The organism is Acaryochloris sp. CCMEE 5410 (assembly GCF_000238775.2).
Classification (GTDB): Bacteria; Cyanobacteriota; Cyanobacteriia; order Thermosynechococcales; family Thermosynechococcaceae; genus Acaryochloris.
The window spans coordinates 3,743,502-3,760,077 of record NZ_AFEJ02000001.1 but is presented as its reverse complement, the minus strand read 5'-3'; the positions used below and the strand labels follow the sequence as shown (position 1 = coordinate 3,760,077).

Genomic DNA, 16,576 nt, shown 5'->3' with positions numbered 1-16,576 from the left:
TCAAAAGAATAGCTGGGAAAACTAAGTTAGGTCTCTCTAGAGAATTTTATCCTTCTTCAGTTTTCTCTGTTATTGATATGCTGTCCGCTTTAGCTTTAGCACTAGTCGTTGTTTGTATCTTTTTTATAGCTTGGATCGCTTATCAGGGGCAGCGCAAGAAAATCAAGCCTCTGAAAGGCTAGACTGTAAAGGAATAGAAGCACCTAGAACTTTGAGCATATACGCTTCATCCATGCTCGCCCGTTTTAGTTTTTGACGGGTACTTTTCTTAAAGGACGTTTCTTGATTCAGGAGGTTGATGCTCCAGCGCTTCAGGATGGCCATGTTTTCCGGCGCATGTCCTGTGCGAATGCGGCTGGCATCTTCGCCAAAGGTCACATCTAAGACCCAGTGGAGTTGGTTCTCAATCGACCAATGCTGGCGGATGGCTTTGCCCAACTGCTGAGCAATGGGCGGTAGAGAACTGATGTAAAACATCACCTCATAGGTGGTTTTGTTCCACAAGTGGCGGGTCCGAGCGACCTTGACGATGCTTTGCAAGCCCTTCCACTGCGCCTGCTTGTACAGAGGACCCATTTGTTGAAGGGACACCGCCCAAACTTGTCGTTTCTCGCGACGATGGTGTCCGGCTTCCACCCGCACATCATAGCTGTACTCAATGCCCTTAAACTCATTCGCTTCAGCCGTTTCAAACCATTGCTCAACCTGCTCAAACAGCGTGGGATGATTCTCTTTGAGGGCCAGCACATAGTCAGCGCCTTTAGCTTGAATGCGATGGGCAATCTCGTGCTGAGTTCCCATTGCATCAATGGTGATAATGCACCCGGCAATGTCTAATAGCTCTAGCAGTGCTGGAATAGCGGTAATTTCGTTACTCTTGTCTGCAACTTTGACCTGTCCAAGAAATAGCCGATACTCACTGGCCCAAGCACTGACCAGATGCAAGGCGGATTGGTCTTGATTGCGGTCATAGGAACCCCTGAGTTGTTTGCCATCAATCGGAATCACTTGAGCGCCGAGGGCCGTCACTACCTGATCTAACCAGTGATTGAAACTCCGCTCAAAGGCCGTGGGGCAAATACGCTCAAACACTCGTCGATAGGTGTCTGCTGTCGGTATCCCGGACGGTAGGCTCAGAAAATTCGACAACCAATCTTCATGGCTCAGACCATAGGTTTCAATATCTTCCCACCCCTGTGCGCCACCTAAACTGGCTAACAGTCCAATCACGACGATGCTGACAAACGGATGCTGGACACCTTGACCACCCCGCGGATCAGTCAACTCCTGAAAACACTCGGACAGTTGTTGATAAGCCTGATCGCAATCCGTGGTTGGCAGTAGTGACGAGGATGAGTCAGTGGAAGCTGGTGAGGAAGGAGGCTTGCTGAATCCTGTAGCCATGGGGAAACCCTTTTAACAGAATGGAGTTCCATAGCATATTACAGCTTTATTTTTCTTGCGCTGCCCCTGGATCGCTTATGCCAGTTATAAAGTGACACAGAGCATTCAGACCTGCCCTAAAATTGAGCTGGCAGATCCAGCAGAATTACCTCCAATCATCCGTGAGGCACTCCAGGACTACGTACACGAGTTACAGAGCTTAAATTTTAAACTTGTTAGTTACTATCATGTTTTTAGCACTCAAAATAAACCACCTGCATGGGAATTACTCTTTCAAGACCTAACTTCTTCAAAATATTGCAGTTTATTTGCTCTACAACCCTTTTGTGAGATGCAACAAATTAGCATTATTGAGATGGTTACTTTCTTGCAGGATAGTACTGTTTTAATTACAACCAATGTCCAGGATTATGGTTCTTTTAAGCCTTTTCCCAGTGAAATAAAGCAGAATCTGGTCCATGCTTCCATACCTGATTTGTTACAGACCCATGATTCTCAGCTTAGCAAGCGTATCGTTCCTCCGATAGCTTTAGAACCTGATGCTTTTCATACCAGGCTAATTGAACATAACAAGGCTCATATCACCTTTTCCGTGAATAGTGGCAACTTCCATTGGATAGAAGAAGGAAAAACCTATCGTTACTCTTTCAAAAATGCTGGCCGACTTGCTATCAAAGTTGCATTGAAAAATTGGTTTTCACCAAAAGATACCAGAACGACTCCTACAATTAATCAAAATACTCAGATCGAGTATGAAGTCCAGGCATTTCTAGAGTCAAGAGCATCAAAAACTGCTGAGACTAAAGGGCAATCAAAATGGATAGTTTTGGCATCGCTCGCTGCATTTACAGCAAGTTTTGCAACTCAATTTGAACCCATAGCGTTACTTATTTTTATTGGTGCAATTATCCTACATGAGGGAGGGCACCTACTAGCAATGCTGCTATTTTGTTATAGCGCGCCCTCCGTTTTATTTATCCCTTTCTTAGGGGCATTAGTTACAGCCCGCAAAGAGAATGCTTCGCTCACAGAAAAGTTTTGGATTTCTCTAGCAGGTCCATTACCAGGACTTATTCTAGGAATCGGTATCGCGATCGTCGGTAATTTTGGTCAGGAATCTACCAGTTTTTTCAGCAATTGGAATGAAAGTATTTGGAAAGAAACAAGCATTATATTAATTATTTTAAATCTATTTAATCTCTTGCCTATTTATCCCTTAGATGGTGGTCAAATTGCAGACTTATTGGTCTTTTCACGCAATCCTTATCTGGGTTGCATGTACAAAAGCTTTGGCGCATTAGTGCTCTGTTTACTGGGATTATCAAATCCACTGATGTTGATCTTCAGTATCGTCATTGCAGCATCTATTCCAGCAAGTTTTAAGATAGCTCGCTGGAGGTCTGAATTACGGCAAGACTTACGAGAGATACCTGAGCCAGATGAAGCAGCTGCAGCCCAGCTTATTTTTACCAAATTGAAGGACGCACCCGAACTTTCCTATGCTCAGAAAAAAGTGATCGCATCTGGCATCCTTGAACTGCAACGGACTGAGACTGCACCTTGGCTATCACGCATAGGATTATCGATCATTTATCTTTTGTGTTTAGTGGTCGGAATTGGTGGAGGAATTTACTCATTATTCTCGCCACGTCAACTGGAAGCGATTGTTCAAGACCTAGGAAAATCAGAATCTCAGAAACGTGAGGCACAATTTCGCCGGTCTGTAGAAAACTTCAAACAATATGCATCTCAGCAAAATAAAGCATCTTTGCGTCAGGAAATCAAGACAGAAACCCAAAAAATTCAGAACAATCCACAAGATTCAACAGCTTATCTGAGGCGAGGGTACGCAAGATTAGCTCTCCAAGACATAGAGGGCAGTATTGCAGATGCAAACTTGGTTATAAATCAATTCCCTGACACCTTTGAGTCATACTATCTTCGCAGCCAAGCTCATCAATTAGCGGGAAACCTCAATCAAGCTAAAGCAGATCACCAAAAAGGAAACGAGATACGGTGGTTGCCCAAAATTGCTAAAGCCACGCAAGAAATCAAGCAAAATCCAGAAAATATTGAAGCTTTGATGAGAAGAAGCAACGCAAAACAAAATATGGGTGACCACAATGGTGCACTTCAGGACTACAACACAGCTTTAAAAATCAAGCCTCAGAATACTGACACTTTAATGAAGAGAGCGCTGCTATACCAGCAGCAAGAACGTTACCCAGAAGCACTTAAAGACTTAAGGGACTTGCCAAGAAATAAAGTACCTGCGAATCTAAGAAACAAGTCAATACATGATTGACCGATTGTTTTGAGGATATCTGATGCTAGATGCCCCTATAAAAGAGACGTTTCGAGATGCCGCCAAGAAACTGACAGGCCCACACAAGCGAGCATTCATGGCAAAAGTGGCTGAAGACTACCTGGACGGCTCTGCCCGCAAAGCTGAGCGTCATTTAGGTTGGAGACGTACCAGTGTTCAACTGGGCCTTGATGAACGACGGACTGGCATTAGATGCGTTGACAACTATCAAGCCCGAGGTCGTCAGCTTAGCGAAACGAAACTACCCCATTTAGCAACTGACATTCGGGATTTAGTTGATGGTGAAGCCCAAGCTGATCCGAAGTTCAAATCAACGTTGTACTACACCCGTATCAGTGCCAGGGCCGTGCGTGAGGCATTGATTGAGGAGAAAGGCTACAGCGATGAGGCATTACCAACCCGTCAAACCATCGGCAATCTATTGAATCGAATGGGTTATCGCTTAAAAAACCCAAAAAGTTAAACCCCTGAAAAAACTGCCGCAAACCGATGCGATTTTCGCAAATGTCGCTCAAGCCAATTATGCTGCCGATGCGGCCCCCAACCTATTGCGCATCTCGATTGATAGCAAAGCCAAAGTTAAAATTGGCAACCTCTCTCGTGGCGGCAAAGCTCGTACCCTAGACGCGACAAAAGCCAATGACCATGATGACCATTGGGACGCTATTTTGGTACCCTTCGGGATTCTCGATGTGCTCGCAGGGCAACTGTCAATTTACTTTGGTCAGTCTGCTGAAACTACTGATTTTATTGTTGATTGTTTAGAGGCTTGGTGGCGCGAACATCACGATAACTATCCTCAGATAGAGGGATTAGAAATTAACCTTGATGGCGGCTCTGCAGTGCGCAGTAACCGCACACAATTTATCAAGCGTATGGTTGAGTTTGTCCAAATGACACGATTATCGGTTCATCTGATTTACTATCCGCCCTATCACAGCAAATACAATCCGATTGAGCGATGTTGGGCAGCCTTGGAACAATATTGGAATGGCACTATCCTCAACTCCATTGATACGGCTGTCCAGTGGGCATCGAATATGACCTGGAATGGATTGAAGCCTTTGGTTCATTTGATTGAGGGCACCTATGAAAAGAACATTACTGTGCCCTCAGATGAGCTAGAAGCCTACAAACAACAATGGCTATGTTCTGAAGCGTTACCCAAATGGGATATCAAGATTGTGCCCAATTGATGGGTACCTTATTTATTTGTAGATCCCTAAACTTAGTCCTTTCCATCGATCCAAACAATGCGTGGGCCTATGAATCACGAGCAGAGATTTACTTTGATATGGGGCATCCGGACAAAGCTAAAGCTGACCTAACAAAATCAGAAGAATTCTTCAACTAGACTCAAATCTAACTTTCTTAATTTATGCAGAAATCAGCCCGAAATTGATTCCACTCAGTAATACAGTTCACGCCTTCAGTCGATGGCGCATAGGTCGGGCGGACCTGGGAACGATCAAAAAAGAGACCCTGCATCCCTAACTCTTGCGGCGCCAACACATCATTCAGGAGATGATCACCCACAAACAAAATCTTGTGACTATCTGCCTGAGGAACTTTTGCGACATTGCAGGCCAGTTCATAGATCTGTGGTCCCGGTTTACGCCAACCACAGGCTGCACTATCCACCACAAAATCGAAATAAGACCGTAATCCAAAACTCTCCAGCAGCTCCGTGGGCCAACCTTGAATATAAAAGTTGGAAACCACACCCAGCCGTACCCGCCCATGCCAAAATTCCAGCATGTCTTTAACACCATCTGGTAAACGCAACGACTGCTGATAACAAGCTTGAAACCGATCAACCATTTCCCTCGTGATTTTTTCCAGCTCTGCTAAAGGCATGGATGGTACTTTTTCTTTTAGTACAGCCTGGTAACGATCGCCCATCTCAATTTCACGATGTTCAGACTGCCATTGGCGATTTCGCCACGCATGATAATGTTGTCGAAATTCAGCTGCAGACGTATATAAACCGACTTCGGCAGGCAGTGAATACACAGGAAGAAGTGCTAGTTCTTCCCCCGTTTGATCAAAATCATCAATGAGGGTATTAAAGCAATCAAAAAAGATCCAATCAAAGGTCACAGCTACGCGAATCCCTATCCCTGCCGAGCCAGTGTATCAGAAGACCCATTGCGAATAAAGCCTATTTGTAGACTATTTGAATCCAATAAATCTACAAATTTGAATTCTTCAAAAATCCCTATATTTGTAGGGAATGACTTATCTCTAGATTTCAGGGATTTAATCTTCTTGAAACACCATCCACAACTCAGTTTTTCTAGCGGGTTTCTATAGCATCCAGCAATTGCAACACATTATCCGTTTCTAATTGATCACCCACCAGTCGTCGTACTGGCTGCGGCCAAACTTTAACCAAAGTAGGAGTCGCTGAAATTTGATCCGCTTCTGCGCGCTCAGGGTGTTTCACTACATCAATCACTTTCAATGTGTAGGGGACATCTAACACTTGGTCGAGGAGCTGATGTAGATTTTCTAAAATACTTTTCGTGCGGGTATTCTGACTAGCGACAAATAGGCGCAAAACATAGCCTTGAGACACATCCGCCTCCGATGCGCTAACCTGTAAAGTCTCCACAGGATTCATTGGTTTAACTGGATCTATCTGTACAGGATCCAGAGCATCAATGTTAGGACTAGCACCCATCGAAACTTGATCTAGCCGAATCACTAAATTATGATTTTTCCACAGCTGTGGAAACTGCTGTTTATAGCTATTGAGAACGGCTGCATCACAGGTTTCCACGGGGGTCGATATCATATGCCAATGCTCTGCCGACAAGCCAAAGAGCACATTGAGCAAACTGCGATACCGCCACACACGAGGATAGGCTTCGGCTGAAATTTGCAGCTGTTGGGTATGAGGATGTAACCACCGATCTAAGGTTGCCGTATAGCAAGGGACAAGAAAGAGGGGCAGTTCTGGCAAATGCAGCAACGTTTGCAAGGCCTGACAAAGCTGGAAATGCCAATGGCCTTGCTTGCTGGGATCGACACAATAAATGAGGTCTCCCCCCGGTGTAAACAGGGCGAGACCTTTATATAGAAAGGGGAGAGGCTGCGATCGCAAAGTAGTCACAAGCAGTCCATATTAGACCAGAGACCTATCAGATACCTTATAACAAACCTCTCCAATGCTGGCTAGATACGTCCTCTTAGGATTTGAGCCATTTCATTCGGCTTGGGAGACATTTCCAGAGCCGTTTCTTCATCAATGCGGCCTTCCTCGTAGAGATTATGCAGACACTGATTCATCGTAATCATGCCATCATAACTACATTGCGGAATCATCGCCTCGACTTCTTCCACATCACCGCGCAGGATGTAGTCCTTAATGGCATCGGTGTTAATCATGATTTCATGAATCGCCGCTCGTTTGCCATCGGTGGTTCGTACCAGAGATTGGGCAATCACCGCCACCAAGGATTCAGCCACCTGGACCCGCATGGGTTCTTGCTCTTCTGGCTTATACAGGTTGAGAATTCTCTCAATCGTTTTCACTGCACTGTTGGTGTGTAGGGTTCCAAACACCAAGTGACCGGTCTGGGCTGCTTTTAGGGCTGTATTCACCGTTTCCCGATCTCGCATTTCCCCAATCAGAATGACATCCGGGTCTTCACGCAAAGACGCTTTTAGGGCGTTATCAAATTTCTTGGTGTGAATTCCCACTTCCCGCTGACGAATCATCGCTTTGCGACTTTGATGGACAAATTCAATCGGATCTTCAATGGAGATAATATGTTTCGGCATTTCTGTGTTGATGTAATCAACCATGGCTGCCATCGTCGTGGATTTACCCGATCCGGTGGGTCCCGTTACCAGAATTAAACCCTTGTGGTAGTGACATAAATCCTGAAACACGAGGGGGAGATTGAGATCTTCTAAGGTCAAAATCTTTAAGGGAATCAGTCGCATAACCATGGATGGCCCTTTGAGACTGACAAAAATATTGATTCGAACCCGAGCCATGCCATCGTATTGAGTGGCACCATCATATTCCTGATCAGCATGAAACCGCTGAATTTCTTCAGGCGTTAAAATTTCTTCCAACCAATATTCGAAGGTCGTGTCATCTGTAACAGGGTGACGAGAAATTTCTAGGCGACCGCGATCTCGAAAGCGAGGGACTTCACCCACGCCTAGGTGAATATCCGAAAAGTTATTCTCAAAGGCTTCACGAACCAATTGTTCCAAGGTCACGCCAGTTCCCGGAGGTCGACCTCGCATCTGTAATGTCGATTGAGTCGGCTCACCATTATCAACCTCAGTTTGCCCATATCCAGCATAGGGTTGAGTTTGAGGAAAAGCAGTGGGTTCCTCAGGTGCTTGAGGGGGAGGTGCGCTCACCACTTTTGTCGGCACCACTTTCGTAGGGGTGGCAATCATTTCGGTTTCCATCGCGTCTCCTTCCGAGCGTTGATCACGATGAGGAGGAGGGGGAACTGCTGGTAGAGGTGCGGGTGGGGGTGGAAAGGGTGGACGCTGGTAATCTGTCATAGCAATACTTATCTCAAGCGATGGACATACGGGTTTAAATACTCTTCAGTGCTCAACGATGAAGCCAAAAGGGGCGATCTTACTTAATTTGCAACTGATGGTTTGTTAAAGAGTGTTCACCATCAACGCTAAAAATTTAACGTTTTGCCTGGAATTACCAAGACGTACGTCTCAATCACTGACTGAATATCGTGAGGCCAGAGAAGACTCCATCATCATAAAACAGCGCCTATAACTCCCCTTCTTCTGTATAAAAGTGGCTAATTATCATACAGCCAACACAGGATCGACAGCGAGGTGGCTTTCTCACACGTTCTGTATAGGAACATAACCGTGTTACCCCGTTACCAAGGATTCATAACGCTAGCTAATCAAAGATAGTCATTTAGACAACCAGTCATAATATTCAAAAATTCTTGATGGATTAGTAGTCATTTATACCCATGTATTAATACTCACGCTATCTTTTTTCGGCCTAAATATAAACATCCTCCATTCCCACGAGTTTTCGGTCTTTGAGGGTGCACCTAGACGTCGAGCGGGATTCAAAAGGCTAAAAATCTTGTTGCTTAAAGCCAGTAATACCAGGAATTCATAGGATAAACCTGAGAGAAAGAGGGGGATATATAAACTAAGTTAATGATGGGGATCAACAGAGCAGCCTGCATACATCAACTTATCTTGTCTTAATTCAAACCTATAAATTTATCTAAAATCCATACCCAGAAAGGATTTTAAGGATTTAAAAATATGTCGATTAGCGTAAGATTTCAGAATATTAGAGATTAATATTGTCTTAACATTTTTGCCCTAATGTAAATAATGTTGAACAATCAACCGATTTTGATACTTTCATTCTTTATACTAAAAAAACTTGAATTAAGACTTTGACGACATATATTTTTTAGTCGCTGTTGGTTGGCGGGAGGAATTAAAAATGACATTGGCTGAAGCTTCTCACTTAAAGCAACATAGCTTTGTGTTTATTGCTAAGAGTTTTTTGATCTGGACATTCACATTGACCGTTTGTTGGCTCGTGGTGGGTTTTCCACTCGTTGTCTTGATGGCTACTGGCGGAGCATTAGCCGCTGTTGCACTTCAGGCAGTGCTACCGATGAGCGCTGTTGCCTTAGTAGCAGGTGGAATTTTAGCTGCTAACGCTTTGGCGATTATGGTAGGTGCTGCAATGCTAACCTTCAAAGGCATTCACCCCCATGAAGTTCGCTGGTTACGCTGGCTCAATGGCAAGGCCAATCCCATCAGTAGCACTATCTATGCTGCTTGTCCGTTGACTTGCGATCGCAACTAATTTCGACATCTACTAAAAAATAAAAAATTCAAAAGAGAGGCGCAGTGATCAATTACACTGCGCCTCTCTTTTACGATAAACATGAGTTATCTTAAAGCTTGAGCCCGGTTAAACCGGGTTTTTCAGTAGTATGGTCTTTATGCATTTCTAGCGTCAGCATGCCAAATTCTCCCCTTCCGATCTGTATCGTCTTAGGGACGCGTCCAGAAGCCATTAAACTTGCCCCCGTCATTCAAGCCTTTCGGGCTGATGCTCGATTCGCCACTCAAGTCTTATTAACGGGACAACATAAAGAAATGGTCGACCAAGTGATGCAGATCTTCGAGATCGAAGCTGACCATAACTTAGACATTATGCAGGCGAAACAAACCCTAGCTGACATCACTTGTCGGAGTTTGCAAGGACTACAGACCCTTTTACAAGAACTACACCCCAAAGCAGTTCTAGTACAGGGAGACACAACAACTGCCTTTGCTGCAGGCCTAGCCGCCTTTTATCAACAAATTCCTGTTGGCCATGTTGAAGCAGGCTTACGCACCGATAATATCTACAACCCTTATCCAGAAGAAGCTAACCGGCGCTTAATCTCCCAAATCACCCAACTCCACTTTGCACCTACTACTAAAGCTGTAGAAAACTTAAAAGCTTCCGGAGTTACAGGAACGATTCACCACACTGGCAACACCGTTATTGATGCCCTACTGACCGTCGCGGACAAACACCCCTCCTGCAATATTCCCAATTTAGACTGGAGCCAATATCGAACCATTCTGGCAACCGTTCATCGCCGAGAAAACTGGGGCGACCCCTTACAGGAAATTGCCCAGGGGTTCCTCCAAGTTTTAGACAAATTTCCTGATACTGCACTAATTCTGCCGCTCCACCGCAACCCAACCGTTAGAGAACCCTTAACGGCAATCTTGGGGAACCATCCTCGCATTTTCTTGACTGAGCCTCTGGACTATACCGATTTAGTCGGTGCTATTCAGCGATGTCATTTGTTACTGACAGACTCTGGAGGGCTGCAAGAAGAAGCCCCCAGTCTTGGTAAACCTGTATTGGTCTTAAGAGAAACCACCGAAAGACCTGAAGCCGTGACAGCCGGTACCGCCAAACTCATCGGCACCAGTACCCAAAAAATCTTGGCCGAAGCTAGCCTGCTATTAGAGAATGAAGAGGCTTACAACGATATGGCCAAAGCCATTAATCCCTTTGGAGATGGACAAGCGTCCCAACGGATCATCACCGCTATTCAAGATTTTCTGCAGCTTTAATATCAGAAATTCTAGATTTTCATGGGTTCTCAATTGATGTATGCAGATAAAGAGCCCTTAGACCCTAGAGAGATGACCACCCCAAATGCCATAATGACGATGGTTGAGCCAAAAATTAGTCTAGACTGGAAAAAAGTCTAACGCGCGAAACAAGTTAAGGAGACTGCATGTAATGGCCGCTCAGACCCAAGCTCGTGATTTATTTCGTGCAGCTTATGAGAATCGCTATACCTGGGATAGTGATTTCCCCGGCTATGTCGCTGACGTTGAACTTAGACAAGGGGATGAAGTTCACACCGGTAAAATCCGCGTAGCTTCCGACCTAACAGTCGAGATTATGGATATCGCAGACGAAACAATCCAAGAATCGCTATATACCCAAATGCGAGATGTGATTACCCACCGAAAACACACTCCGTTCGACAAAGCTCACGGCTCTAGCACCTTTACCCTCGGAAAACTCGATTCCTCTGGTTCCCAAGAGATTATTGTTGAAGGGGATGCAATGGGGTCAAATTACTGCGTTCGCGAAAAGCAGATCTCTCTCGTTAGCCGGGTGATGGGACGCATGGCTTTCATCATTCATCACAAAAAAAGCTTAGAGACTGGAGCAGGTTATATTTCTTCTGATTATTCTGCTGTTTTCCGTAATCCCAAAACCAATGAGATTATTCGGCAAATGGAATTCGAGGATACCTATGAACCCGTAGGTAGCTACTACGTGATGACCCGTCAGGTTGTCCGTACTCACGAACAAGGCGAAACATCTCTTACCGATATCCAGTTTTCCAACGTGAAGCTATTACAACCTGCAGCTGTTTAGAGATCAATATCTTTTGAAGTCTTAAGGACTATCAAAATTTTTCTGACCGAGCGGTAGAGAGCTTTGCAAAGATCCAGCAGTATTCTTAACAAGGGTGCAATCCCTGTAGAAATCCTTACGTGACCATCCCTCATAGCCACAACCAGACAAGATATTCAAACATAAGCAAGGGTGAAGTGAAGCATCCGTTAGCCTCTGAAAAGACCAGCCCTCAAGATATAGCCTCCAAATAAGCTTCAGCAGAATTTTCCATATACAACGCTGTGAGACCACCAATGAAATGATCTAACAGCACAGGTTCGGTTTTTAAGTGGATTGTAGCCTCATCAGCAACCAGCCGGAGCGGAAAGTCTGCAAACTGAGACTGCTGCCTGACAGTAATGTAGAGCTGTCCTAATTTCTGAAAGTGAAATCGAGCATCAAATGCTCCGCCAGCATACTCTGGGCCAAACGCTCCCAGACAGACATCCAGAATCCCCCCATAGACCTGAGTCTTGAAGACATTCAAATCAGAAATCAAAGTCTTCAAGGTCTCATGCTGAACATAAACTTGATTGGAAAATACTGAGATTCCGTTGGAAACCTCAATTTTTAACTCCAGGAGATCAACATCAAACCAGACTTTGCATATGCGAATTCCTAAATTCATCAGTGTATCGGTCATTCTCTGGATGTGATCAAAGTTAGAGCATAGCTAATCCAAGAACTAACTCCAAACCCAATCTCTATCATCCACCTCTTTTCAGCTTGAAGTGCCTTACTCCTTGCCCTAAACTCTTCGCGGATGCGCTGCTTCAAAGCCCATTTTGTAATCAGCCCAACATTCACTAATGAACATAGAAGCAACACTGAAAATCACTGATCAATAACGAGAGTAGAGCCCATCACGCAATACGGGTCATAATCCGCCGCAAATTCTGAAAAAAGATTATTTTTCTGCAAAGATGTCCTTACTCTACGTCACTTTAAAAAACCGTTGTAGTTAGCAAAATCTACAGGCAAGGCCATTTAATATTTACAGATTTCTAGTGAATTACTTTACGGGTCAGAATTGATTATGGTGGCAATCTTTGAAAGCAAGACTAGGAGCAAGCTTTGTGAGCTATTAGCAACGCTGCAAATGCAGCCGTCAAGCATCAAAACATGATAGAATAACTGCTGTAATTGGGGGTAAATAGCTTAATTTTTTAATGATATTAATGGTAAGTCGTTATTGATCAAGCTATTTCTCAACTAAGCATCTTTTTAGGAGTTTTTCAAACCATATGACCTTCTCCTCTGATCCAGCGCAGGACCGCATTATTCTCACAGATCTACGGGATGAAATGTCGCGCTCCTACCTGGAATACGCCATGAGCGTCATTGTTGGTCGGGCCTTGCCAGATGCTAGAGATGGCCTCAAACCCGTGCATCGACGTATCTTATACGCCATGTATGAGTTGGGTTTAACCCCTGATCGCCCCTTCCGGAAATGCGCTCGTGTGGTTGGGGAAGTATTGGGTAAATATCATCCCCATGGTGATACGGCAGTATATGACGCCTTAGTGCGCATGGCGCAGGACTTCTCCATGCGTATGCCTCTGATTAATGGCCATGGAAACTTTGGATCGATTGATAACGATCCACCTGCGGCCATGCGATATACAGAATGTCGCTTACAAGCCCTCAGTACGGACTCGCTTCTACCCGATATTGAGCAAGAAACCGTTGACTTTGGCGATAACTTTGATGGGTCACAGCAAGAACCCCTTGTCCTGCCTGCTCGCATCCCCCAGCTATTGATCAACGGATCTTCAGGAATTGCGGTGGGGATGGCAACCAATATTCCTCCCCATAACCTGGGAGAAGTCATTGATGGTCTAGTGGCCCTCATTCATAATCCTGAGATTACCGATCTGGAGTTGATGAAACTCATTCCAGGCCCTGATTTCCCTACAGGGGGCCGGATTTTAGGAACAGCTGGCATTCGTGAAGCCTATACCACCGGTCGTGGCTCCATCACCATGCGTGGAGTGGCTGAGATTGAAACCCTAGAACAATCCGGGCGTCCTGATCGGGAAGCCATTATCATCACAGAATTGCCGTTCCAGACCAATAAAGCAGCTCTGATTGAACGAATTGCTGAAAACGTTAACGACAAGCGCCTAGAAGGCATTTCGGATATTCGCGATGAGAGCGATCGCGACGGGATGCGAATTGTGATCGAACTGAAGCGGGATGCTTATCCCCAAGTGGTTCTTAACAATCTCTACAAACAAACCCCCATCCAAACGAATTTTGGGGCCAACATGTTGGCCTTGGTGGGCGGTGACCCCCAACTTCTCAGTTTAAAGCAGTTCCTCAGTGTCTTTTTGGAATTCCGGGAAGATGCGGTTCTGCGGCGAACTCGTTATCAGTTGCGTAAAGCCCAAGAGCGCGATCATCTCTTGCAGGGATTGCTGATTGCTCTGGGTAACTTAGACGCTGTCATTCAGCTGATCCGACAAGCGGCTGATTCTGCCGTTGCTCGTCAGGAACTGATGGACAGATTTGGACTGTCGGAAACCCAAGCTGATGCCATTCTGCAGATGCAGCTCCGCCGACTAACGGCCTTAGAAGCTGAAAAAATCGAGCGAGAACACCAAGATCTACAAGAGCGCATTGCTGATCTTGAAGATATTCTGGCCCGTCGCGAACGGGTGCTAGAGATTATCGAAACAGAAGTCACTGAACTTAAAGCCAAATTTGCCAGTCCCCGCCGCACTTTAATTGAGGCCAATCTGGCCGATCTAGACGATATTGACCTGATTGCCAACGATCAGGCCGTGATTTTGGTAACAGAGCAGGGTTACGTCAAGCGGATGCCTGTCGATACTTTTAATGCTCAAAGCCGAGCTACACGAGGCCGAGCCGGGGCAAAAATTAAAGAAGATGATGCAGTAGAGCATTTCTTTGGCTGTTGTGACCATGACAGCGTGTTATTTTTTAGCGATCGCGGCGTCGTATACTGCCTGCGTGCCTACCAAATTCCCGTTAGTTCCCGTACGGCTAGGGGTGTGCCTTTAGTGCAGCTCTTACCCATTCCACGAGAGGAAAAAATCACCTCCGTTATCCCCGTCAGCGAATTTAGCGAAGACGAATATTTGGTGATGATGACCGCTGGCGGCTTTATCAAGAAAACTGCCCTAGCGGCTTTCAGCAATATTCGAGCCAATGGCTTAATCGCGATTTCCCTAGAAGAAGGAGATTTGCTGCGCTGGGTGCGGTTAACCCGAGCAGAAGACAGTATCGTCATTGGCTCTCGCCGAGGCATGTCCATCCATTTCCGAGCGGATCATCAACAGCTACGGCCTTTGGGACGAGCTACCCGGGGAGTACGGGCCATGCGTCTGCGAGAAGGCGATGAATTTATCGGTATGGACATTTTACCCAGCAGCGTTGTGGCAACCTTAGGAAACGCGACGGATGCAGAAGAGGAGGAGGCGGATGATCCAGATATTGTTGTTGAAGATGATGCCAACGAAGAAGAATCCGAAACCATTGAACAGCCAGGGCCTTGGGTATTAGTGATCACCACTAATGGCTTTGGTAAGCGGGTGCCCGTGGCCCAATTTAGACTGCAAAATCGGGCCGGCAAAGGGGTCACTGCGACTAAATTCAAAAAGCTAAAGACCCCTGATCAAATGGCTGCCCTGCGCATCGTCAATGCTGAAGACGAGCTGATGTTGGTCACGAGCCGAGGCATTGTGATTCGACAAGCGGTAACAGATATTTCGTCCCAGTCTCGCGCAGCCACTGGCGTCCGAGTCCAACGATTGGATGAAGATGACTATATTGCGGCAGTTGCTCTAGTGCCCCCCGAAGATCTCTCTGATGAGGAAGGTGAAACTGAATTAGAGTAATTCAGTGGAAACAATGACATCTAGGAACCTTTTCCTTAGTGCAGCTCCTAATCCATAGATGCTAAAGCCCGTAACGAAACAACACGGTTACGAATACCGTTTCGTGTGGATATTCCTGGGCACGGCACTACTTTCCATCGCCTGTGAACAGGTTCCTAGCCAAAATGCGGTTCCTGTCTCTGATGATGAGCAAGCAGAGCAGCGTCAATTCCCTCGATCCATCGCTGAGGAGACTGACTTACTGCAATGTTCATGGGATAGCAGTCAATTGCCAATCTCTAATAGAGAAAGCTTCAATCGGAAACCTGCCCAGCCCAATTGGGGGATCGGTTTTTTAGTTGAACGTCGCTCACAATCAGATCCTTCTGCAAGAAATATAGCTGTTCTTAATCTTGGAGATGAGTGGCTAAATCGTCTTTGCTTACCGTTATATGATTCTGCGCAGGGTAAACCGTGGGGAGTTCTAACAGGGAAATGGGTCGTCGATTTATCAGACTCGAAAGCTCAATTTTCAGAGTTTGAGCCCAATCTCGTGCAAATATCAAACGACACTTACGCTTTTATCGTTCTGCAAGCAGCTTCCAAGGGGTGGTTTCAAATTCAATACGGCCACCCTGAAGGCGATCTCGATGGAACAGCTTGGGTGAATCCAGATCATTTGCAACAGCAACCTTCTTTAATGGTGCAGTACTGGCGCAATGTGTTTCAACCTGTAGATCAGACACAGACCCGCAACAGAGGGTATTTGTACAAGCGCGAACAGCTTTCTCCTTCTATTCTGCTGAGGCCCAACCCGATCGCCTCTAGTCCCACCATTTTCGCATTGGATTCGGATTTATCGGGTCATGACTATGGCATAGAACCGCTAGAAATCAAGGGAAACTGGATGCGAGTTAGGTTAAGTATTCCTCGTGATTTTTGTAGCACTGATGAGACATTCCAGTTCCATGAAGGCTGGATTCAGTGGTGGTCTAAAGAAATTGGCCCCACAGTCTACAAGCCACCCAGAAGATGCTAAATCGGCAG

Annotated in this window: 14 protein-coding genes; 9 read left to right on the top strand and 5 right to left on the bottom strand. The window is 45.6% G+C overall.

What is annotated here, in order from left to right; all coding sequences use genetic code 11:
- Nucleotides 1-162: 162 nt before the first annotated feature.
- A complete protein-coding gene (locus ON05_RS17335) occupies nucleotides 163-1,404 on the bottom strand; it encodes an ISAs1 family transposase (RefSeq protein WP_262561900.1) in 1,242 nt (413 codons plus the stop codon).
- A gap of 55 nt (nucleotides 1,405-1,459) precedes the next feature.
- On the opposite strand from ON05_RS17335, the gene ON05_RS17330 reads away from it, so the two are divergent.
- Genes ON05_RS17330 through ON05_RS38600 form a run of 4 tightly spaced genes read left to right on the top strand, consistent with a single transcriptional unit; the run spans nucleotide 1,460 to nucleotide 5,084 of the window.
- On the top strand, nucleotides 1,460-3,709 hold the full coding sequence (locus ON05_RS17330) for a hypothetical protein (RefSeq protein WP_010482432.1): 2,250 nt from the start codon (nucleotides 1,460-1,462) through the stop codon (nucleotides 3,707-3,709).
- 22 nt (nucleotides 3,710-3,731) lie between these two features.
- Nucleotides 3,732-4,193 carry an ISAzo13-like element transposase-related protein gene (locus ON05_RS38610; RefSeq protein WP_010482546.1) on the top strand — a complete coding sequence of 154 codons (462 nt, stop codon included), beginning with the start codon at nucleotides 3,732-3,734 and terminating at the stop codon, nucleotides 4,191-4,193.
- A gap of 4 nt (nucleotides 4,194-4,197) precedes the next feature.
- A complete protein-coding gene (locus tag ON05_RS38605; RefSeq protein ID WP_139026231.1) occupies nucleotides 4,198-4,926 on the top strand; it encodes an ISAzo13-like element transposase-related protein in 729 nt (242 codons plus the stop codon).
- Nucleotides 4,899-5,084 (top strand): tetratricopeptide repeat protein, encoded by a 186-nt coding sequence (locus ON05_RS38600; RefSeq protein WP_396149521.1) that lies wholly within the window; start codon nucleotides 4,899-4,901, stop codon nucleotides 5,082-5,084. Before ON05_RS38605 ends, ON05_RS38600 begins: the two co-directional genes overlap by 28 nt.
- Before the next feature lie 17 nt (nucleotides 5,085-5,101).
- Here ON05_RS38600 and ON05_RS17315 read toward each other — a convergent pair whose 3' ends face one another.
- The 3 genes from ON05_RS17315 to ON05_RS17305 form a co-directional block, all read right to left on the bottom strand.
- Nucleotides 5,102-5,830 (bottom strand): HAD family hydrolase, encoded by a 729-nt coding sequence (locus ON05_RS17315; protein ID WP_010474019.1) that lies wholly within the window; start codon nucleotides 5,828-5,830, stop codon nucleotides 5,102-5,104.
- 196 nt (nucleotides 5,831-6,026) lie between these two features.
- Nucleotides 6,027-6,845, bottom strand: coding sequence for a circadian clock KaiB family protein (locus tag ON05_RS17310; RefSeq protein WP_010474020.1), 819 nt, complete (start codon nucleotides 6,843-6,845; stop codon nucleotides 6,027-6,029).
- Between the two features lie 62 nt (nucleotides 6,846-6,907).
- On the bottom strand, nucleotides 6,908-8,263 hold the full coding sequence (locus tag ON05_RS17305) for a type IV pilus twitching motility protein PilT (protein WP_010474021.1): 1,356 nt from the start codon (nucleotides 8,261-8,263) through the stop codon (nucleotides 6,908-6,910).
- A 937-nt stretch (nucleotides 8,264-9,200) separates the two neighbouring features.
- On the opposite strand from ON05_RS17305, the gene ON05_RS17300 reads away from it, so the two are divergent.
- From ON05_RS17300 to ON05_RS17290, 3 genes are all read left to right on the top strand, one after another.
- Nucleotides 9,201-9,572, top strand: a complete 372-nt coding sequence (locus ON05_RS17300) for a hypothetical protein (protein WP_010474022.1) — start codon at nucleotides 9,201-9,203, stop codon at nucleotides 9,570-9,572.
- A 158-nt stretch (nucleotides 9,573-9,730) separates the two neighbouring features.
- Nucleotides 9,731-10,846 carry a non-hydrolyzing UDP-N-acetylglucosamine 2-epimerase gene (gene wecB, locus ON05_RS17295; RefSeq protein WP_010474023.1) on the top strand — a complete coding sequence of 372 codons (1,116 nt, stop codon included), beginning with the start codon at nucleotides 9,731-9,733 and terminating at the stop codon, nucleotides 10,844-10,846.
- A 172-nt stretch (nucleotides 10,847-11,018) separates the two neighbouring features.
- Nucleotides 11,019-11,669 (top strand): DUF3386 domain-containing protein, encoded by a 651-nt coding sequence (locus tag ON05_RS17290; RefSeq protein ID WP_010474024.1) that lies wholly within the window; start codon nucleotides 11,019-11,021, stop codon nucleotides 11,667-11,669.
- Between the two features lie 211 nt (nucleotides 11,670-11,880).
- On the opposite strand, the gene ON05_RS17285 is transcribed toward ON05_RS17290, so the two are convergent.
- Nucleotides 11,881-12,333: a hypothetical protein gene (locus ON05_RS17285; RefSeq protein ID WP_236618968.1), complete on the bottom strand. Its 453-nt coding sequence runs from the start codon at nucleotides 12,331-12,333 to the stop codon at nucleotides 11,881-11,883.
- 601 nt (nucleotides 12,334-12,934) lie between these two features.
- Here ON05_RS17285 and gyrA point away from each other — a divergent pair.
- On the top strand, nucleotides 12,935-15,550 hold the full coding sequence (gene gyrA, locus ON05_RS17280) for a DNA gyrase subunit A (RefSeq protein ID WP_010474028.1): 2,616 nt from the start codon (nucleotides 12,935-12,937) through the stop codon (nucleotides 15,548-15,550).
- Nucleotides 15,551-15,608: 58 nt separating this feature from the next.
- Nucleotides 15,609-16,568, top strand: a complete 960-nt coding sequence (locus tag ON05_RS17275; protein ID WP_236618969.1) for a hypothetical protein — start codon at nucleotides 15,609-15,611, stop codon at nucleotides 16,566-16,568.
- Nucleotides 16,569-16,576: the final 8 nt, after the last annotated feature.